General features: G+C 36.4%; 16 protein-coding genes. 13 read left to right on the forward strand and 3 right to left on the reverse strand.

The window, feature by feature from the left end; genetic code table 11:
* The first annotated feature begins 3 nt into the window (after positions 1–3).
* From rimP to truB, 6 genes are all read left to right on the forward strand, one after another.
* Positions 4–630 (forward strand): ribosome maturation factor RimP, encoded by a 627-nt coding sequence (gene rimP / locus M4Z11_RS05045; protein WP_249677191.1) that lies wholly within the window; start codon positions 4–6, stop codon positions 628–630.
* A 46-nt stretch (positions 631–676) separates the two neighbouring features.
* Positions 677–2,290 carry a transcription termination factor NusA gene (nusA, locus tag M4Z11_RS05050; protein ID WP_249677151.1) on the forward strand — a complete coding sequence of 538 codons (1,614 nt, stop codon included), beginning with the start codon at positions 677–679 and terminating at the stop codon, positions 2,288–2,290.
* A complete protein-coding gene (locus M4Z11_RS05055) occupies positions 2,291–2,926 on the forward strand; it encodes an RNA-binding protein (protein WP_249677153.1) in 636 nt (211 codons plus the stop codon). It begins immediately after the preceding gene.
* The gene (gene infB, locus M4Z11_RS05060; RefSeq protein ID WP_249677155.1) at positions 2,923–5,454 is read left to right on the forward strand and encodes a translation initiation factor IF-2; all 2,532 of its coding nucleotides are present in this window, start codon (positions 2,923–2,925) and stop codon (positions 5,452–5,454) included. Before M4Z11_RS05055 ends, infB begins: the two co-directional genes overlap by 4 nt.
* Positions 5,455–5,578: 124 nt before the next feature.
* On the forward strand, positions 5,579–5,995 hold the full coding sequence (rbfA, locus tag M4Z11_RS05065) for a 30S ribosome-binding factor RbfA (protein WP_249677157.1): 417 nt from the start codon (positions 5,579–5,581) through the stop codon (positions 5,993–5,995).
* Positions 5,992–6,951, forward strand: a complete 960-nt coding sequence (truB, locus tag M4Z11_RS05070; protein ID WP_249677160.1) for a tRNA pseudouridine(55) synthase TruB — start codon at positions 5,992–5,994, stop codon at positions 6,949–6,951. Before rbfA ends, truB begins: the two co-directional genes overlap by 4 nt.
* Positions 6,952–7,055: 104 nt before the next feature.
* On the opposite strand, the gene M4Z11_RS05075 is transcribed toward truB, so the two are convergent.
* A complete protein-coding gene (locus M4Z11_RS05075) occupies positions 7,056–8,678 on the reverse strand; it encodes an MFS transporter (protein ID WP_249677162.1) in 1,623 nt (540 codons plus the stop codon).
* A 309-nt stretch (positions 8,679–8,987) separates the two neighbouring features.
* On the opposite strand from M4Z11_RS05075, the gene rpsO reads away from it, so the two are divergent.
* The 3 genes from rpsO (at position 8,988) to M4Z11_RS05090 (ending at position 12,760) form a co-directional block, all read left to right on the forward strand.
* On the forward strand, positions 8,988–9,257 hold the full coding sequence (gene rpsO / locus M4Z11_RS05080; RefSeq protein ID WP_249677164.1) for a 30S ribosomal protein S15: 270 nt from the start codon (positions 8,988–8,990) through the stop codon (positions 9,255–9,257).
* A 230-nt stretch (positions 9,258–9,487) separates the two neighbouring features.
* Positions 9,488–11,689: a polyribonucleotide nucleotidyltransferase gene (gene pnp, locus M4Z11_RS05085; RefSeq protein WP_249677166.1), complete on the forward strand. Its 2,202-nt coding sequence runs from the start codon at positions 9,488–9,490 to the stop codon at positions 11,687–11,689.
* Between the two features lie 72 nt (positions 11,690–11,761).
* Entirely contained in the window at positions 11,762–12,760 is a 999-nt protein-coding gene (locus M4Z11_RS05090; protein ID WP_249677168.1) for a class I SAM-dependent methyltransferase, read from the forward strand.
* 20 nt (positions 12,761–12,780) lie between these two features.
* Here M4Z11_RS05090 and hslU read toward each other — a convergent pair whose 3' ends face one another.
* Together hslU and hslV are read right to left on the reverse strand one after the other, a co-directional pair.
* A complete protein-coding gene (gene hslU, locus M4Z11_RS05095) occupies positions 12,781–14,088 on the reverse strand; it encodes an ATP-dependent protease ATPase subunit HslU (protein WP_249677169.1) in 1,308 nt (435 codons plus the stop codon).
* A complete protein-coding gene (gene hslV, locus M4Z11_RS05100) occupies positions 14,089–14,670 on the reverse strand; it encodes an ATP-dependent protease subunit HslV (protein ID WP_249677171.1) in 582 nt (193 codons plus the stop codon). It lies immediately after the preceding gene.
* A gap of 202 nt (positions 14,671–14,872) precedes the next feature.
* On the opposite strand from hslV, the gene M4Z11_RS05105 reads away from it, so the two are divergent.
* From M4Z11_RS05105 to M4Z11_RS05120, 4 genes are all read left to right on the forward strand, one after another.
* Positions 14,873–15,862 carry an asparaginase gene (locus M4Z11_RS05105; RefSeq protein WP_249677173.1) on the forward strand — a complete coding sequence of 330 codons (990 nt, stop codon included), beginning with the start codon at positions 14,873–14,875 and terminating at the stop codon, positions 15,860–15,862.
* Between the two features lie 109 nt (positions 15,863–15,971).
* Positions 15,972–16,970 carry a type I pantothenate kinase gene (gene coaA, locus M4Z11_RS05110; protein WP_249677175.1) on the forward strand — a complete coding sequence of 333 codons (999 nt, stop codon included), beginning with the start codon at positions 15,972–15,974 and terminating at the stop codon, positions 16,968–16,970.
* 13 nt (positions 16,971–16,983) lie between these two features.
* Positions 16,984–18,357: a leucyl aminopeptidase family protein gene (locus M4Z11_RS05115; protein ID WP_249677177.1), complete on the forward strand. Its 1,374-nt coding sequence runs from the start codon at positions 16,984–16,986 to the stop codon at positions 18,355–18,357.
* A gap of 78 nt (positions 18,358–18,435) precedes the next feature.
* Positions 18,436–19,290, forward strand: coding sequence for a C40 family peptidase (locus tag M4Z11_RS05120; RefSeq protein ID WP_249677179.1), 855 nt, complete (start codon positions 18,436–18,438; stop codon positions 19,288–19,290).
* The last annotated feature ends 465 nt before the right edge of the window (positions 19,291–19,755 follow it).

The following is a 19,755-nucleotide window of genomic DNA, read 5'->3' on the forward strand; positions in this document are numbered from 1 at the left end:
CATATGGACGCAATTGAAAGAATGGGTGATATTAATGAACCACGTTTGTTTGAAGAAGATGGCGTTGCAGCACGTATATCTGCTCTTATTACACCATTACTAAAACCTTTAGGTTTTCATTTAATTCGCACAAAACTTTTGAACTTAAATGGTTTAACACTTCAGATTATGGTTGAACGTACTAATGGCACCATGACAATACAAGACTGCGAAATAGTTAGTCGAACTGTTGCGCCTCTTCTTGACATAGAAAATGTTATTGAACGCAAATATTATTTAGAAGTTTCATCTCCTGGTATTGATCGTCCACTCGTAAGAAAATCTGATTTTTTTCATTGGCAAGGACATTTAGCAAAAATTGAAACCAATACTATTATTAATGGACGCCAAAAATTTCGTGGCAAGCTTACAGATATTACACAAAATGGATTTACTTTAAATATCGTGAAAACAGCTGATAGAGAAGAAGCAAATATATTTATTCCTTTTTCTAATATTACTAATGCGCATTTGATCCTTACTGATGAACTTATTCGTGACACATTGAAAAAAAATAAAGATTTATGCCAACAATTAATCCCGGATGATAATCTTAAACATCTTAAGAACGAAAAAAACTATAACAATTAATATTAACGCCCCCTGCCCTCATGTGGCATAAAAAAGGAGAAAATCAATGGCTATAAGCGCTAACAGGCTTGAACTTCTGCAAATTGCAGATGCTGTTGCACGTGAGAAGTCGATTGACCGTGATATTGTCATTTCTGCAATGGCTGATGCTATTCAGAAAGCAGCGCGTTCTCGTTATGGCCAAGAAACCAATATCCGTGCTGAAATCAATTCTAAAACAGGTGAAATTAAATTACAACGTCTTCTTAAAGTTGTTGATATCGTTGAAGATTATACAACTGAAATCGCTTTATCTGATGCTCTAAAACGCAAAGAAGACGCAAAAGTTGGTGATTTTCTTTCCGATCTTTTACCTCCTATGGATTTTGGACGCATTGCAACACAATCTGCTAAACAAGTTATTGTGCAAAAAGTACGTGATGCAGAACGTAATCATCAATTCGAAGAATTCAAAAATAAAATTGGTGAAATTATTTCTGGTACAGTCAAACGTGTGGAATATGGCAACGTTATTGTCGATATAGGTCGTGGAGAAGCTATCGTGCGACGTGATGAATTAATTCCGCGGGAATCTTTTCGTTATGGAGATCGCATTCGTGCATTTGTTCATGATGTACACCGTGAACCAAGAGGACCGCAAGTTTTCCTTTCACGTACACATCCTCAATTCATGGCAAAACTTTTTACCATGGAAGTCCCAGAAATTTATGATGGTATTATAGAAATTAAATCTGTTGCTCGTGATCCAGGTTCACGTGCAAAAATCGCTGTTGTTTCACGCGATGGCTCAATTGATCCCGTTGGTGCATGTGTTGGAATGCGAGGAAGCCGTGTTCAGGCTGTTGTTACAGAATTACAAGGTGAAAAAATTGATATTATTCCTTGGTCGCCTGATGCCGCAACATTTATCGTTAATGCACTACAGCCTGCTGAAGTTTCAAAAGTTGTTCTTGATGAAGATGCAGAACGTATTGAAGTCGTAGTACCTGGTGATCAGCTTAGTCTTGCAATTGGTCGACGTGGACAAAATGTGCGTTTAGCTTCGCAATTAACAGGATGGAATATTGATATTCTAACAGAACAGGAGGAATCTGAAAATCGTCATAAAGAATTTACTGAACGTAGCAAGCTTTTTATGGAAACTTTAGATGTTGATGAAATGGTTGGGCAAGTTATGGCTTCAGAAGGTTTCATCTCAATTGAAGAAATCGCTTATGTTGATCTTGAAGAAATAAAGTCTATTGATGGCTTCGACCATGACACTGCTTCAGAAATTCAAAATCGTGCACGTGAATATTTAGAACGTAAAGAAAAAGAGCTTAATGAAAAGCGTAAAAAGCTTGGTGTTTCAGATGAATTACAAATACTTCCTGGTATAACAAATGCTATGCTAGTTGCTATAGGTGAGGATGGTATAAAAACAATGGAAGATTTTGCAGGTTATGCAGTTGACGATCTCGTTGGATGGCGAGAATTTAAAGAAGGTCAAACTCAAAATTTTCCTGGCATCTTGACTCCCTTTAATGTTACGCGTTCTGATGCAGAAGCCATGGTGTTAGCAGCACGTGTGCAAGCAGGCTGGATAAATCAAGCTGATCTTATTAAACAGCATCCTGTAGAAAATGAAGCAATAGATAATTTGGATGTGGATACGTTTTAAATGAATGAGCGGACCTGTATTGTAACGAAGAAAAGTGCTTCAGCGGCAACGCTGATCCGTTTTGTCATTGGTCCAAATAATCAAATTATCCCTGATCTTAAAGCTAACTTACCCGGACGTGGTCTTTGGGTTTCTGCTCATCACACTATTATAGAAAAGGCAGTCAAACATAAAGTTTTTAGTAAAAATCTTAAAACAGATGTTGAGGTTTCTGAAAATCTCGCTCATATTGTGGATAAATTATTACTAAAAACTGCCCTTGCAAGCCTTTCTATGGCTCGAAAAGCGGGAACTATTGTCACAGGATCAGCCAAAGTTATTTCCGCTATCCGTGCTGATCAAGTTATTCTTGTTCTTCATGCAAAAGAAGCAAAAGAAGATGGAAAACGCAAAATTTCACAAGCCATCCACGCAATACAACAACGAATAAATCAAAATATAAAAGTTACATCTTTATTTACAAGTGATGAAATGAGTATGGCTTTTGGAACTAATCCTGTGATACATGCTGCCTTATTGAATACGAAAGCTGCAGAGGGATTTATCAAAGCGATATACAAACTGATCACCTATCGTGAGGATAAATGCAATAAGCTTAGTACAATAACGGCAAATGCCGTGAAGGAAATACAATGAGTAAAAACGATAATGACACAATAACAGCTAAAAAAACACTGACCTTAAAACGGTCAGGATTAGAAACTAACATAGTTAAACAAAATTTCAGCCATGGTCGTACAAAGGCTGTGGTTGTCGAAACTAAACGGCGCAAAATTACACGCCCTGATGAAAAAACTGAAGCACCACAGTCTATTACTAAACCACATGTAGCTCAGCACTCCAAACCAAAATTTGAAGAAATACCGCCTAGTAAACCTGTAAACCAATGCAACCTTTCATCAGCAGAAATAGAAGCGAGACGCCGTGCTTTAGAAGAAGCACATATCCAAGAAAAAATAATACGTAAACAAGCTGAAAAAGAAGAACGTGAAAAAAGCTTGTATTTACAAACTCATCAAGAAATGCAAATACTACGAAAAAATAAGAATACTACAGAGCAAATTCCAACTCATACTTCTTCCCCCTCCTCAACAGAACCTATCACAGCAATAGATGTAAAAGCGTTAGAAGTGGCTATTCCGCTTAAAAATACATCCCCAGCGGAAAAACGTATTACAAATGATAATGATAATGAAGACAGATATAACCGGCGTGCTAATTCTTCTAAACCAGAAATACGTTCACTTAAAGTTGTGAAAGGAGCTGATGAACGTCGCCGAGGAAAACTTACCCTTAATAGTGCGTTGGATGAAGAAGGAAATGGACGTGGCCGTTCAATAGCAGCAATGCGCCGTCGCCAGGAAAAATTCAAACGTGCACAAAACCAAGAACCAAGAGAAAAAATTTCCCGTGAAGTTATTCTTCCTGAAACTATTACCATTCAAGAGCTTGCTCAGCGCATGACTGAACGTTCTGTTGATGTTATTAAATTTTTGATGAAACAAGGACAAATGATGAAGCCTGGTGATATCATCGATGCAGATACTGCGGAGCTCATTGCTGTTGAATTTGGTCATACAGTTAAACGTGTTTCAGAATCTGATGTAGAAGATGGCATTTTCAATATCAGTGATAACCCGTTAAAGATGCGCCCACGTCCACCTGTTGTAACCATTATGGGTCATGTTGACCATGGAAAAACTTCTCTTCTTGATGCTATTCGTAAAGCCAATGTTGTCTCTGGTGAAGCAGGTGGAATTACACAGCATATCGGTGCTTATCAGGTTGAACAAAACGGTCAAAAGATTACCTTTATCGATACACCTGGACATTCTGCTTTTACAGCTATGCGTGCTCGTGGTGCTGAAGTAACTGATATTGCTGTTTTAGTAGTCTCTGCTGATGATAGTGTGATGCCACAAACCGTTGAATCCATTAATCATGCAAAAGCTGCTAATGTCCCCATTATTGTTGCCATTAACAAAATTGATAAACCAACTGCTGATGCACAAAAAGTACGCACAGAACTTTTGCAACATGAAGTTTTTGTTGAAACTATGGGTGGTGAAACTTTGGAAGTTGAAGTTTCTGCTAAGACTGGACAGAATCTTGATAAACTTTTGGAAGCTATTCTTCTCCAAGCTGAACTTCTTGATCTTAAAGCGGATTCAGAGCGAACAGCAGAAGGTATTGTTATTGAAGCTAAACTTGATCGAGGACGAGGACCTGTTGCAACTGTTCTTGTCCAAAAAGGTACATTACAGCTTTCTGATATTATCGTTGCCGGCAATGAATGGGGGCGTGTTCGTGCTTTAATTGACGATTATAGTTGTCATATTAAAAAAGCAGGTCCTTCTACACCAATTGAAATTTTAGGCATGCAAGGCACACCACAAGCTGGTGACCGATTTGCTGTAGTATCAAATGAAGCAAAAGCACGAGAAATTGCTGAATACCGTCAACACCTAGCTCGTGAAAAAGCTGTAGCTCGACAAACTAGCTCTCGTGGCTCTCTTGAACAAATGATGACAAAATTACAAGCTACCGGTGTAAAAGAATTTCCACTTATCATTAAAGGAGATGTTCAAGGGTCTATTGAAGCAATCACTTCAGCATTAGAAACACTAGGGAATGAAGAAGTGCGCGCACGCGTCGTGCATTCTGGCGCTGGAGGTATTACTGAAAGTGATATTTCTCTCGCTGAAGCTTCTCACTCTGCTATTATTGGCTTTAATGTTCGAGCAAATAAACAAGCACGAGATGCAGCTAAAATTCAAGGAATTGAAATCCGTTATTATAACATCATTTATGATCTTGTTGATGATATAAAAGCAGCCATGTCAGGATTGTTATCACCAGAACAGCGCGAAACCTTCCTTGGTAATGCCGAAATTCTAGAAATCTTTAACATTACAAAAATTGGAAAAGTTGCTGGTTGTCGAGTTACAGAAGGAAAAATAGAACGAGGAGCTGGCGTTCGATTGATTCGAGATAATATAGTTATTCATGAAGGAAAACTTAAAACACTCAAACGCTTTAAAGATGAAGTTAATGAAGTACAAGTTGGTCAAGAATGTGGAATGGCATTTGAAAATTATGATGATATTCGCGCAGGTGATATTATTGAAACCTTCCGAGTCGAACATATCAATCGTACATTATAAAGTCATTTAAGAACCTTCCTTTCTAATAGCTAAAAAAGAAAAGTATTAAACTTAAGACAATATCTCTATCTTTTCTTATTTTTTAAGAAAACAAAGAAAAAATAGAGTATAAAAGGCAATAATTTTGGTAAAAAATATAAGTTCATCACAACGGCAATTAAGAGTAGGAGAACAAGTTCGCCACGCAATAGCTCATATATTGCAGCGGGGTATTTTGCTTGATGATACCTTTAAAAATATTGTTATTTCTGTCTCTGAAGTGCGTATGTCATCAGATTTGAAAATTGCTACTTGCTTTGTTTCTTTTCTCAATACCGTGGATAAAACTTCTCATGATTCTATCGTTAATGCTTTAAATAAAAATAGCCGTTTTATCCGTGGAGCAGTCAGTCATCAGTTACGGCAAATGAAATACATACCTGCACTCCGTTTTCGATTCGACAACAGTTTTGATAATTTTGCAAAAATTGATACTTTACTCCGATCCCCTGAGGTTGCGCGTGATCTTCATAATGATAAACTTAAAGATAAAAAAACGTGACACGACAACGCAAAAAAAAAGGTCGTTCTATTTCCGGTTGGATCATCCTTGACAAACCCAAAGGAATGAGTTCGACAGCAGCTGTCTCAAAAGTCAAATGGCTTTTTAACGCACAAAAGGCTGGACATGCTGGCACACTTGATCCCCTTGCTTCTGGCATATTGCCTATTGCGCTAGGAGAAGCAACAAAAACCGTTCCTTATGTTATGGACTGTACAAAAACTTATCATTTTTGTGTAGCCTGGGGAGAAGAGCGTTCTACAGATGATTTAGAAGGTGAAATTACTAAAATATCTCTGATACGCCCAACACAAGAAAGTATCCTTACTCTTTTACCCAAATATACAGGTATTATTTGGCAAAAACCTCCACAATTTTCAGCAATTAAAATTGCTGGTAACCGTGCCTATAATTTAGCGCGCAAAGGTACAAGTATTGAAATTTCACCTCGTCAAGTGGAAATTAAAACCCTCAAACTCGTTGAAACTACTGCTCAAGGACATTCTATTTTTGAAATGACATGTGGAAAAGGAACCTATGTACGTTCCTTAGCACGTGATATGGGACATGATCTCGGTTGTTATGGGTATATTGCTGACTTACGCCGTATAAAAGTCGCACCTTTTAGAGAAAATGATCTCATTACATGGGATGAATTAAAAGCAGCAATATCTCGTAAAGAAACAACAGATGAAAATTGTACTTTGCCGAAGAGAGATTTCTCTATACTTGATCAGTTATTGATTAAAACAGATGCCGCATTACATTGCCTACCACACTATACTCTCAATGAAACTCAAGCGCTACATATAAAGATGGGTAATTCAGTACCTTTATTTGAAAACAACATCTCTATCGATAAAGAAAATGTCTATGTAACTTACAAGGACCAGCTTCTGGCTATAGGTACAATTGATAAAAATCAATTTAAACCAAAACGGATTTTCACTATTTAATGAGTTGCTATTTCTAATGCTAAGCTAAGCAGTCCCCTACGAAAGATTTTTTTCTACGTTGACAGCTATTTTCTATTTTATACTCCAATTCTACAACACTCAAATTATTGATTATTTGACAGTTTCAAGTGTATCTCATTAATCTTTGGTACTGTTTGCCACTTAATCATGCGATGCACCTTTACACTATTGGAAATGCAATTTAATCTATCAAGATGTTTGTTAACCTCTACATCTGCTTTTGTGCGACGGCGATTATGGCGCAAATAATCTGCCCATGTTGGTATATGATAAGACTCTGTCCAATATTCTGGTCTCTCAAGATCACGCAAAAGAATCCACTGGCGAGCTCCATCACGTAGTCGAATATGGCGGCGACGTATCATAACCTCGAGAAATTCTGCGAGATCATTTTCATTAATTTGATAATCAATCATAATCATAATTGGACCACTTTGTGCTTCTAGATCTAATGAAAGCTCTGGCTCTCTGAATTGATCAAGCGGCTCAAAATTAATTTGAGGAATTTCTTGAATCTTGAATTTGATACCTGCAAGAGCTCCACAAATTAAAAATATTGCACAAACATTCAAAGCAACTGTTAAAGAATAACCCTCAGCTAATACACCCCAGACTGCACTTCCAACGGCCATACCACCATAAGATGCAGTTTGATAAAGAGCTAAAGCACGTGCAACAACCCAACGTGGTGTAGAAAGCTGTACAGATGTATTAAAGAGTGATAATGCCAAAACCCAACATAAACCAGCAGGAAATAAAATAAAGTGGCTTATAAACAACGAATGACTCATTGCTAAAACAAAGCAAGAAAAGGAAAGTCCAACAAATGCGCTTGCAACAATTATTTCTGACTTAAAATGACTTCGTACAAACGCATTAATCACACCAGCGGTAATGGCTCCTAAACCAAAACAACTAAGTAATGTACCATAAAGCAGTGCATTTCCCTCAAAAAATTCATGTACAACGATTGGCAATAGCGCAAAAATAAAAATAGCACCCGCACAAAAAAGGAATGCTCTTACCATGATATTCAAAAGATCAGGAGACATTACTACATAACGGAGACCATCTGCCACAGCCCCTAAAAACCTCTCCCGTGGTAATGTATTGCTCTTATAATTTGGTTTCCATAAAAACAAAACGCTAATCAAAGGAATATAACTCAGTGCATTGACAAAAAAAGCTGTAATACCACCAAAAGTAGAAATAATAACTCCTCCAATAGAAGGGCCTACACTGCGCATCAAATTTAAACCAACACTATTCAGACTAATGGCAGTAGAAATATCTTCTCGGTTAACAATATCCCCTATTGTTGCTTGCCAAGAAGGATTATACAAAGCGGTTCCACATCCAATCAAAAATGTAAAACATAAGAGAAGCCAGGGGGTAATTAATCCCATATAAGATAAAATAACCAAATTAATTGAGACAATCATCATCATAATTTGTGCGAAAAGCATAATACAACGCCGATTAAAATTATCAGCTAATGCACCTGCCATCAGAGAAAAAACAACAAGTGGTAATGTCGTAGCACTTTGCACAAGTCCTACCATGGAATGCGAAGAACTAATCAATGTCATCATCCAGCTTGCTCCAACCGTCTGTACAAGTCCCCCTAAATTAGCTACAAGAGTAGCAACCCATAAATTTCTGAATATTGAATTATGAAAAATCTCTAACTTTGAAACCCTCTGCATCTTTTGTCTCCAAATCAGCAGTTTATTTTTCTCTTCAACTATTAGTACATTATGTAAAGTTATAACCTTGTCTATCAATTAGAATAATAATTTTTTAAAAAACTTTCATAAAAAAGTCTTAAAATAAACTCATTTAAAGAAAATCTTCAAGGACTAGTATTTTAACTTTATTTCCTATATAAGTATCAAATATCAGCATCAAAACAAGTAAGATTTTCTTCCTTCTTGTTTCTTGTTCTTTTATAACCTTTGCTGAATGGCATCTCGGCTATAGGTGTTTTTTTGTTCATTTTTTGAAAGGATAATACGATGTCAATTACTGCTGAGCGTAAACAAACTCTTATTACAGAATACGCAACTAAAATCGGTGATACAGGTTCACCAGAGGTTCAAGTTGCTGTTCTTTCTGAACGTATTTCTAATTTAACTAACCACTTTAAATCTCATAAAAAAGATAATCATTCTCGCCGCGGTCTTTTAAAAATGGTATCCCAACGCCGTCGACTTCTTGATTACCTAAAAGGCGTTGATCAAGATCGCTATCAGAAGCTTATCGAAAGATTAGGCCTACGCCGTTGAAGATAAAGCAGATGAGTATTTTTCTATGAGAAACCACTCTTTTTATTTTAATATGCTGCTGATCAGCAAAAACTAATGAAGAATCGTGAGCAATATTGCTGGATGCTTTCATTTGATCTGTCATTTATTTCTCTCTGCACAAAATATAGAAATGTCTTGTTGTACTGCCCATAACTTTAAAACATAACTCAAAACTAAAACATAAATATTAGGTCATTTAAGGATAAAAAATGTTTAAAACCCATAAGGTAGAAATTGAATGGGCCGGCCGGCCGCTGATCCTCGAAACAGGAAAAATTGCACGTCAAGCAGATGGTGCAATTATTGCTACATATGGTGAAACTGTTGTTTTGGCAACTGTTGTTTCAGCAAAAACTCCAAAACCAGATCAAAATTTTTTTCCGCTCACCGTTAATTATCAAGAAAAAAACTATGCAGTTGGTAAAATACCTGGAGGTTATTTTAAACGGGAAAACCGTCCAAGTGAAAGTGAGACTTTAATTTCACGGTTAATTGATCGCCCAATTCGCCCTCTCTTTGTTGATGGTTATAAAAATGATACACAAGTAATCGTCTCTGTCATCCAGCATGATTTAGAAAACAATCCTGATATTCTTGCTATAATTGCATCTTCTGCTGCACTAACTCTATCAGGTATTCCTTTTATGGGCCCAATTGCTGCTGCTCGTATTGGTTATTGTAATGGACAATATATTCTCAATCCTAATATTGATGAGATACCTGAATCAAAACTTGATCTCGTTGTTGCTGGAACAGAAAATGCTGTACTAATGGTTGAATCAGAAGCCCATGAATTACCTGAAGATGTAATGTTGGATGCTGTCATGTTTGGTCAAAAAAGTTTTCAACCTGTAATTAATGCCATCATCAAACTTGCCGAAGTGGCTGCTAAAGAGCCTCGCGACTTTATTCCAGAGGATCTGTCTATCCTTGAAAAAAATATGCTTAAAATGATTGAACAAGATCTAAGAGAGGCTTATACAATTACCGACAAACAACAACGCTATGCCGCGATTGATCTTCTTAAAGAAGAAGTTATCAATAAATTCATACAAGAAGCAGAAGAAAACTGTGAATTTAATACAGATCAGATCGCAACTGTTTTTAAAAATTTGCAAGCAAAAATTGTTCGCAAAAACATCCTTGATACGGGAAAACGTATTGATGGACGTAATCTTTCAGATGTTCGTTCAATTCAATCAGAAGTTGGTCTTTTTCCTCGTACACACGGATCAGCATTATTTACTCGTGGTGAAACACAAGCACTTGTTATAACAACATTAGGAACTGGAGAAGATGAGCAATATATAGACTCCTTGACAGGTATGTATAAAGAAACATTCCTTCTTCATTACAATTTCCCACCTTTTTCAGTAGGTGAAATAGGCCGTATTGGTTCTCCCGGCCGCCGCGAAATTGGTCATGGTAAATTAGCATGGCGTGCTATTCATCCCATGTTACCGACAAAAGAATCATTTCCTTACACCATTCGTACTGTATCAGAAATTACCGAATCAAATGGATCTTCTTCAATGGCAACTGTTTGTGGAACCTCACTAGCACTCATGGATGCAGGCGTTCCTTTAGCTCGCCCTGTTGCTGGTATTGCAATGGGCTTGATCAAAGAAGGTAAAAAATTTGCTGTTCTATCAGATATTTTAGGGGATGAAGATCACCTTGGTGATATGGATTTCAAGGTAGCAGGCACAGAAAACGGCATTACTTCTTTGCAAATGGACATAAAAATTGATGGCATTACTGAAGAGATTATGAAAATCGCACTTGCACAAGCCAAGGATGGTCGAATCCATATTCTCAATGAAATGTCAAAGGCCTTAGCTCGTGCACGTAGTGAACTCAGCGAATTTTCTCCACGTATTGAAATGATGAACATTCCTGTAGATAAAATTCGTGACGTTATCGGTTCTGGTGGTAAAGTGATACGAGAAATTGTGGAAAAAACTGGAGCTAAAATTAATATTGAAGATGATGGAACAATTAAAATTGCCTCTTCTGATTTAAAAACCATTGAAGCAGCAAAACACTGGATCCTTTCGATTGTTGATGAACCTGAAGTCGGTTCTATTTACCAAGGAACAGTTGTTAAAATTGCAGAATTTGGTGCATTTGTTAATTTTTTTGGTTCTCGCGATGGACTTGTTCATATCTCTCAACTCGCATTAGAACGGGTAGCAAAAACAACTGATATTGTAAAAGAAGGTGATAAAGTTTGGGTTAAATTAATGGGCTTTGATGAACGTGGTAAAATTCGGTTGTCAATGAAAGTTATTGACCAACAAACTGGAAAAGAACTTATCCGTGATGACACCATAAAAACAGAAAAAAGCAATAATATTCATGAAAAGCATCCATCCGAAAAGAAAAATCGTCGTAAGAAAAAAGAGGATTAATTTTATTTTCTTACTATGAAATAAAATGCCATTCTAAAATATTGAAGAGGCATTTCTTTGAAAGAATAAAATGTGTCTCTGTTTTTACCTTTTGAAAGCTATGATCTCCCTAAACCTTATTCGAACCAACATTTTTTAGGTTTTGGTTTAACCAAAGTTCCTGATAAACAGTGGATAAAAAATCTTGAAATTATAACTCCTTGGCGACAAGACTTTTTAAAATTTACCAATGCTAAATTTCAATGTAGCCCACAAATAAATCAAACTATAATCTATGATGGAGCACTGCTACAACTTAGTAAATATCGTGATCTTAATCAGAATCGTTTTCTTGATCTATTAGAACAAGTCAAACCTGGTGGATGGATTATCATCAGTGGAGAAAAAACTGTTGGTTCTACCTCAATGATGAAATGGATTAATACTCTTGTTCCTATTAGCAAAAAATTATCCAAAAATCATAGTCATGTCTTCTGGCTTCAAGTACCACAACAGATAGATAAACAAAATATTGCTCATTTTCGTTCATCACCACTCAGTTTTGGAAATAAATTTCAAACTACTTCTGGTATGTTTTCTCACGGCCGTATTGATCCAGGATCTGCTGCACTTGTACCTTATATGCACAAAATCATTTTTGGAAAAACAGCTGATTTTGGAGCTGGTTGGGGTTTTCTTTCCTATACTGCACTTGAAGTAAGCAAAAACTTAACCGCACTCGACCTTTATGAAGCTGACTATAATGCTTTAGAGGCAGCAAAAAAACATCTGAAACACATAACAACCTCTCTTCCAATTGGCTTTTATTGGCATGATCTCGTTTATGAGCCTATAAAAAATCTTTATGATACAATTATTTCAAATCCACCATTTCATACACAACAAACAACAGATATTTCATTAGGACAGCATTTTATTATAAATGCTGCAAAATATCTTAAACCTAAAGGTCGCTTGCTTCTCGTTGCAAATTGTCATCTCCCTTATGAAACACTATTAAAAAAACTCTTCCACACAGTTTTTATACATGAAGAAGTTCATGGTTTCAAAATCATAGAAGCACGTCGATAAATTAAAATACACAAAATTTCCTAAAGAACAAAACGTGAAAGATCGATATCAGAAGCAAGTTCTCCTATAGATTTTCTGACATAATCAGCATCAACTTTAAATGAAGTACCGGCTTTATCAGGTGCTGTAAAAGAAATTTCATCCAAAACACGCTCCATAACCGTTTGCAAACGACGTGCTCCAATATTCTCGATCCTCGCATTTAAATCAACGGCGATATCGGCTAAAGCATCAATTGCATCATCAGTAATTTCTAAATGAACTTCTTCTGTTGCCATTAAAGCAATATATTGTTTAATTAAACTAGCTTCAGGTTCAGTAAGAATACGACGTAAGTCTTCCCTTGTTAAAGCATTTAACTCTACACGGATAGGCAAACGACCTTGCAGCTCTGGTAATAAATCAGAGGGTTTAGATACATGAAAAGCACCAGAAGCAATGAAAAGAATATGATCTGTTTTTATTTGCCCATATTTAGTCGCAATTGTTGTCCCTTCAACTAAAGGCAAAAGGTCCCTTTGAACCCCTTCGCGTGAAACAGTAGCAGTTGCCCCACCATCGCGAGTTGCAATTTTATCAATTTCATCAATGAAAACAATCCCATCATTTTCAGCAACACGCAGTGCCTCTTGAATAATTTGATCTTGATCCAGAAGTTTCTCGGATTCATCATCAATTAATGGTTTAAAAGCGTCTTTTACAGTTGTTTTGCGTATTTTTGTACGAATACCCATCTTTCCAAAAAGATCTGATAAATTCATAATACCCATTTGTGCACCAGGCATACCAGGAATATCAAAAGTTGGGGCACTATTACTATTATCAGTTACTTCAATCTCAATTTCTTTGTCATCTAATTCTCCTTCACGCAATTTTTTACGAAAACTATCACGGGTAGCAGGACTTGCGGTTTTTCCTACAAGAGCGTCTAAAACTCGTTCTTCAGCATTAATATGAGCTTTTGCTTTTACTTCATCACGTTTTTTTTCACGTACAAGAGAAATTGCAATTTCAACGAGATCACGAATAATTTGCTCAACATCGCGACCTACGTAACCCACTTCGGTAAATTTAGTAGCCTCTACCTTAACGAAAGGAGCTCCAGAAAGTTTCGCTAATCGACGAGCTATTCCTGTTTTACCAACACCTGTCGGCCCTATCATCAGGATATTTTTAGGCATAACTTCTTCACGCATCTGCCCTTCAAGCTGTTGTCGACGCCATCGATTACGCAGTGCGATAGCAACAGAACGCTTAGCATCATTTTGTCCAATAATAAAACGATCAAGTTCAGAAACAGTTTCACGAGGGGAAAATACAACACACATTCAAATAGCTTTCTCTAAAGGAGGTAATTCAGCATCCAATGCTTCTATTGTAAAATTATCATTGGTGTAAACACAAATTTTAGCTGCAATACTCATAGCTTTACAAGCAATAGTTTCTGCATCTAAATCCGTGTCCATCAGTACTCGTGCAGCTGACAAAGCAAAATTACCTCCAGAACCAATTGCCATCACTCCATCTTCTGGTTCTAATACATCACCAAGACCTGTTAAAGCCAAAGTAGCTTTTTGATCAGCCACAAGCATCATTGCTTCAAGACGACGTAAATAACGATCAGTACGCCAATCTTTTGCAAGCTCTACACATGCACGCATAAGCTGATCAGGATATTGCTCAAGTTTCGTTTCTAATCTTTCTAATAGTGTGAAAGCATCTGCTGTAGCGCCTGCAAAACCAGCTATCACTGCTCCACCCTTCCCAAGACGACGGACTTTGCGTGCATTGCTTTTCATAATTGTTTGTCCAAGTGAAACTTGACCATCACCCGCCATAACTACTTTATTGCCTTTTCTTACCGTTACGATTGTCGTACCATACATAATATCAGGCTTATGCTCTGTCATAAGAAAACTCCTTAACATTGCTTCCTTTTATCATACATAAAATCAAATCACTAATTCCTTTATTTAGTAATATATATAGCAAAACACAATAATTGAGCACACCTCAATTTTTCTTAATATAAAAAATGATATCATTGTTGTATACTCGAATTATTGTTATATTGTTTTGTATAAGCAATCTACCTTCTTACAGGGGAAAATTATGAAAAGAATAGCAGTAGGCACGCTAGGTGGAACAATTGCAATGACAGCCAATAATTTAGGTCAAATGCAACCAACTTTAACATCAGATATACTCATAAAAAATGTTCCTAATTTAGAAAAAATTGCTGATATTCACAATCACACATTAACACAACTACCAAGTGGATCTTTATCTTTTAAAATTCTGCTTGAAACAATAGAATGGGCAAAAAAACAAATCAAGATCGGCGCAGATGGTATTGTTTTAACGCAAGGAACCGACACATTGGAAGAAACAGCTTTTTTTCTTTCCCTCTATTGGAATAAAGCTGAACCACTTGTCGTAACTGGTGCTATGCGTACACCCTGTGCAGCAGGTGCTGATGGACCTGCTAATTTTTTAGCTGCAACCCGTGTTGCTGCTAATCCACAAAGTCGTAATAGAGGAGTCCTAGTTGTAATGAATGATACTATTCATTCACCCTACTGGGTGCAAAAAAGTCACACTGTTAAAGTCGAAACACTACAATCAGGTCTGACAGGCATTCTAGGAACAATTTTAGAAGGAAAACTCTTTTATTTTAATGATCGAAATTTTTTCCCTACAACTTTCGCACTGCCTAAAAAAAATGATCATCAAGTTGCACTGCTATATTCCTCTTTATCATCTGATACGCACTTGATGAAATTTTGCCTTGAAAGTGGACATTATTCAGGCCTTGTCATAGCAGGTTTTGGTGCAGGCCACTGCAGTTTTCAAGAAGCAAATATAGTGCGACAATACGCCAAGAAAATACCAATCATCATTGCAAGCCGCTCTTATCATGGCCCAACAACTCGTACAACCTACGGTTATAAAGGTTCAGAAATTGATATGATTTCTTCTGGTGCTTTAATGTCTGGCTATTTATCAGCAGTAAAAGCACGTTTACTTTTATGGGCTTTTTTGGCAGAAGGTCTATCACAAAAACAAATCATTGCATGCTGGAATGATTGGACTATAAGTTAATTCACTATTTTAAAGCAAAACATGATTTTTAACAAAAAAACAGTCTGTTGTTCTACTCTTAATCATAACAATTTCTAAAAAATAATCTAAAAACTCTTGGCCAATAAAGATGATTGATGCTACTCCATTAAAAACCAATCAAGAAGATAACTTTATCAATTACGTTTCTGATCAATATTCCCCCTATACTTTTTTTACTGTACAAGAATGGTCTCAATTCCGCGCAAATACACCGCTTACCTTAACTTTTGATGAAATTAAGCGCTTACGATCAATCGATGATCCTATCGATTTAGAAGAAGTGCAATGTATTTATCTTTCTTTGGCACGCCTCTTATCATACCATGTTGAAGCAGTACAGGAACTCTTCCGAAAACGTCAAATATTTTTGCATCAAGCAGATACCAAAAAAACACCCTTTATTATTGGAATTTCTGGTTCTGTTGCGGTGGGGAAGTCAACAACTGCACGTATTCTTCAAGAACTTATGAAACGATGGAAATCTAGTCTTAAAGTTGATCTTGTTACGACCGATGGATTTCTTTATCCTAATACCATTTTACAAGAAAAAAATCGTATGAATCGTAAAGGATTTCCTGATTCCTATGATATTAAAAAACTACTGCGCTTTCTTTCTGACGTAAAAGCAGGCGTTGGTAATGTTAGTGCACCGCTTTATTCGCATATGATTTATGATGTTCTAGAAAATCAAAAAATTATTATTGACCGACCCGATATTTTAATTGTTGAGGGTGTTAATGTGCTTCAAATTAATGATTGTCCTAAAGATGGAAAAATTGTACCTTTTGTTTCAGATTTTTTTGATTTCTCAATTTATGTAGATGCTGCAACAGAAATGATCCATCAATGGTATTTAGAGCGTTTTAAACATTTACGTAAAACAGCTTTTCAAAAACCCGAATCTTATTTTCATCGTTATGCACTGTTAAATGAGGAAGAGGCCTCAAAAATCGCTGAAAACCTTTGGTACACAATTAATCTAAAAAATTTACAAGAAAATATATTACCAACGCGACCACGAGCTGATCTTATTTTACGAAAGGGAAAAAATCATTTGGTTGAATATGTTGCACTTCGAAAATTATAAGGATTATAAATACATGCCTCAACATCAAATTAATTTTACTGCAACACGTTCTGATAAGAGCTACCCTATCCTCTTAATTGATACAAAAAACTTTGCTAATTTAGCTCTTGATCCGCCAATAACCTCATGGATGAAAGTTAATGGCTTTACTGGAAAAGCAGGACAAATATTATTTATTCCCCATGAAACAGGACAATTAAAACAAGTTTTATTTGGACTCGGTGATAAGGAAAACGCTTTCATCACTGGCCTCCTTCCTAAAAATCTCCTTACTGGCCATTGGCATTTAGAAGGAACAGCCTCAAATGAAATGAATACCTATCTTGGATTAGCATTTGGAAGCTATCAATTTAACCGCTATCGTCAAAAATCCCCTTCTAAATCATTATCGATCCATGTACATAACGCAATTGATCTGGATGAACTTAAACGAATTTACGAAACTGTCTTTTTTGTCCGTGATCTTATCAATACTCCAGCTAATGATATGAATCCTAACACTCTCGAAATAATAACGCGCCAACTAGGACAGACTTATAATGCTCATGTCACAAGTATTTGTGGAGATGATCTTTTAGCACAAAATTTTCCGATGATTCATACCGTAGGACGAGCAAGCAGCATTGCACCACGACTCATTGAACTACAATGGGGACAAGAAAACCATTCTAAAATCACATTGGTTGGCAAAGGAGTAACTTTTGATTCTGGAGGATTAGATATTAAATCTGCCAATAATATGCTATTAATGAAAAAGGATATGGGTGGTAGTGCGCATGTTTTAGGATTAGCAAAACTAATCATGGATGCAAAACTTCCTTTTTGTTTGCGTGTTTTAATTCCCGCCGTTGAAAATTCCATTTCTGCTAATGCTTTTCGGCCAGGTGATATCCTTCAAAGCCGTAAGGGATTAACTGTTGAGGTTGGTAATACAGACGCTGAAGGTCGGCTTATTCTTGCTGACGCCCTAACCTATGGTGATGAAAAAAGCCCGCAATTCATGATTTGCATGGCGACTTTAACTGGAGCAGCTCGCATAGCGTTAGGGCCAGATCTCCCTGCGTTTTATTGCAACGACTCAATATGGGCGCAGAAAATTTTTCAATCGGCAAATTTCGTTACTGATCCTCTATGGCAAATGCCACTTTGGAAACCCTATAGAGAAATGTTATCATCACCAATTGCCGACATTAGTAATACATCCGGAAACAACTTTGCTGGTTCTATAACTGCCGCTTTATTTTTAAATTCCTTTGTCGAAAAAGCTGAAAATTTCGCTCATTTTGATCTTTATGGATGGACTCCAAAAGAAACACCAGGTTATCCTATCGGTGGAACCGCACAAGCTATTCGTGCTCTTTATAAGCTCTTCAAAGATCAAATTTAAAGAAAATTACAATTTTACTCTTTCTGTTGAATAAAAAATCCATTAATATTTATTAGCTAGTTCGTTAAAGGTAAAAAAATGCCCTATAAAAATTCGGAGTTCCATACATCTCAAGATATCCTCACAAATCAACAATGTGAAAAAAAAATAGAGACTCCATATTCTATCCAAGGGGAAAAAAGGCGCGTTAATACAGCTGTTGCAGGTCTATTTAAAGAGAACAGTAAAAAGAGCGAAAGGCAAACAGAGTGCCTCTTCGGAGAAGAGGTCTTAATTCTTGAGCACGATGAGGCCATGTCAAAGGTAGAATCGCTTAAAGATGGCTATGTAGGTTACATTGATACACAAATCCTTTGCACGTCGACCATAAAACAAACACATATTGTTTCAGTTCCTCGTACTTTCCAATATTCGCAAGCTGACTTAAAAAAAACCGTAGAACGCGCTTTATCTATGGGAAGCAAAGTAACCGTTATTGATGTAACCGAAACACGGGGTACAATGTATTCTATTCTTGAAAATGAAACAGCTATTGTTTCTTCTCATCTTCGTCCTATTGAGCATACGTTCAAAGATTATGTAAATGTTGCTCAGACTTTTATTCGCACACCTTACCTTTGGGGCGGTGTTAGTGCTTTTGGTCTTGATTGTTCTGGACTAGTTCAACTTTCTATGATGATGGCAGGAAAAACAGTGTTACGTGATACTAGTATGCAACAGCAAACTATAGGAAAACAACTAACAGACACTGATATTCTTGAACGGGGTGATTTGATTTTTTGGCAAGGCCATGTTGCAATTATGATTGACTGTGAAAATATTATTCATACAAACGGTTATTCTATGGATGTTATGGTTGAACCTTTAGAAACAGCAATTATACGAATTGCTAAAAGTGGTAAACATCCTGTAGCAAAGCGTCGACCACTTTAACAATACCGTACAAATCTAATAGTTATAACATCTTAAATGCTGTTTCAGAACCTTCTATGTATTGAATTACTTTGAATTTTTAATATTTGTAAATAAAATCTATAGCTCTCTTTATTCTTTTAATGACTATTTTTTCTATATTTAACCTTTTGATACTATAAATTATTTTTTTAAATAAGAAACATATAAACAAATGAAATATTCCTGAAAATTAGAATCAGAATTTCTGTAAGTTCCGCTAAAAAACTTAACGAAACTCACAAACAATCGTTCAAAACAAAAGCAGACTAATTTTGAAGGATTAAAATTGATAACGTAATCCACCCGAAACACTAATTCCAGAGAAACCGGCTTTGGTTAATTTATGTTTGTATAACAAATCGCCATGAAGTGCTATAGTATTAGATAATTGGGCGTGAACACCCATACCTGTTTCAACTGTAGAACCAAATGCACCTAACTGAA

The organism is Bartonella bilalgolemi (assembly GCF_023500045.1).
Classification (GTDB): domain Bacteria; phylum Pseudomonadota; class Alphaproteobacteria; order Rhizobiales; family Rhizobiaceae; genus Bartonella; species Bartonella bilalgolemii.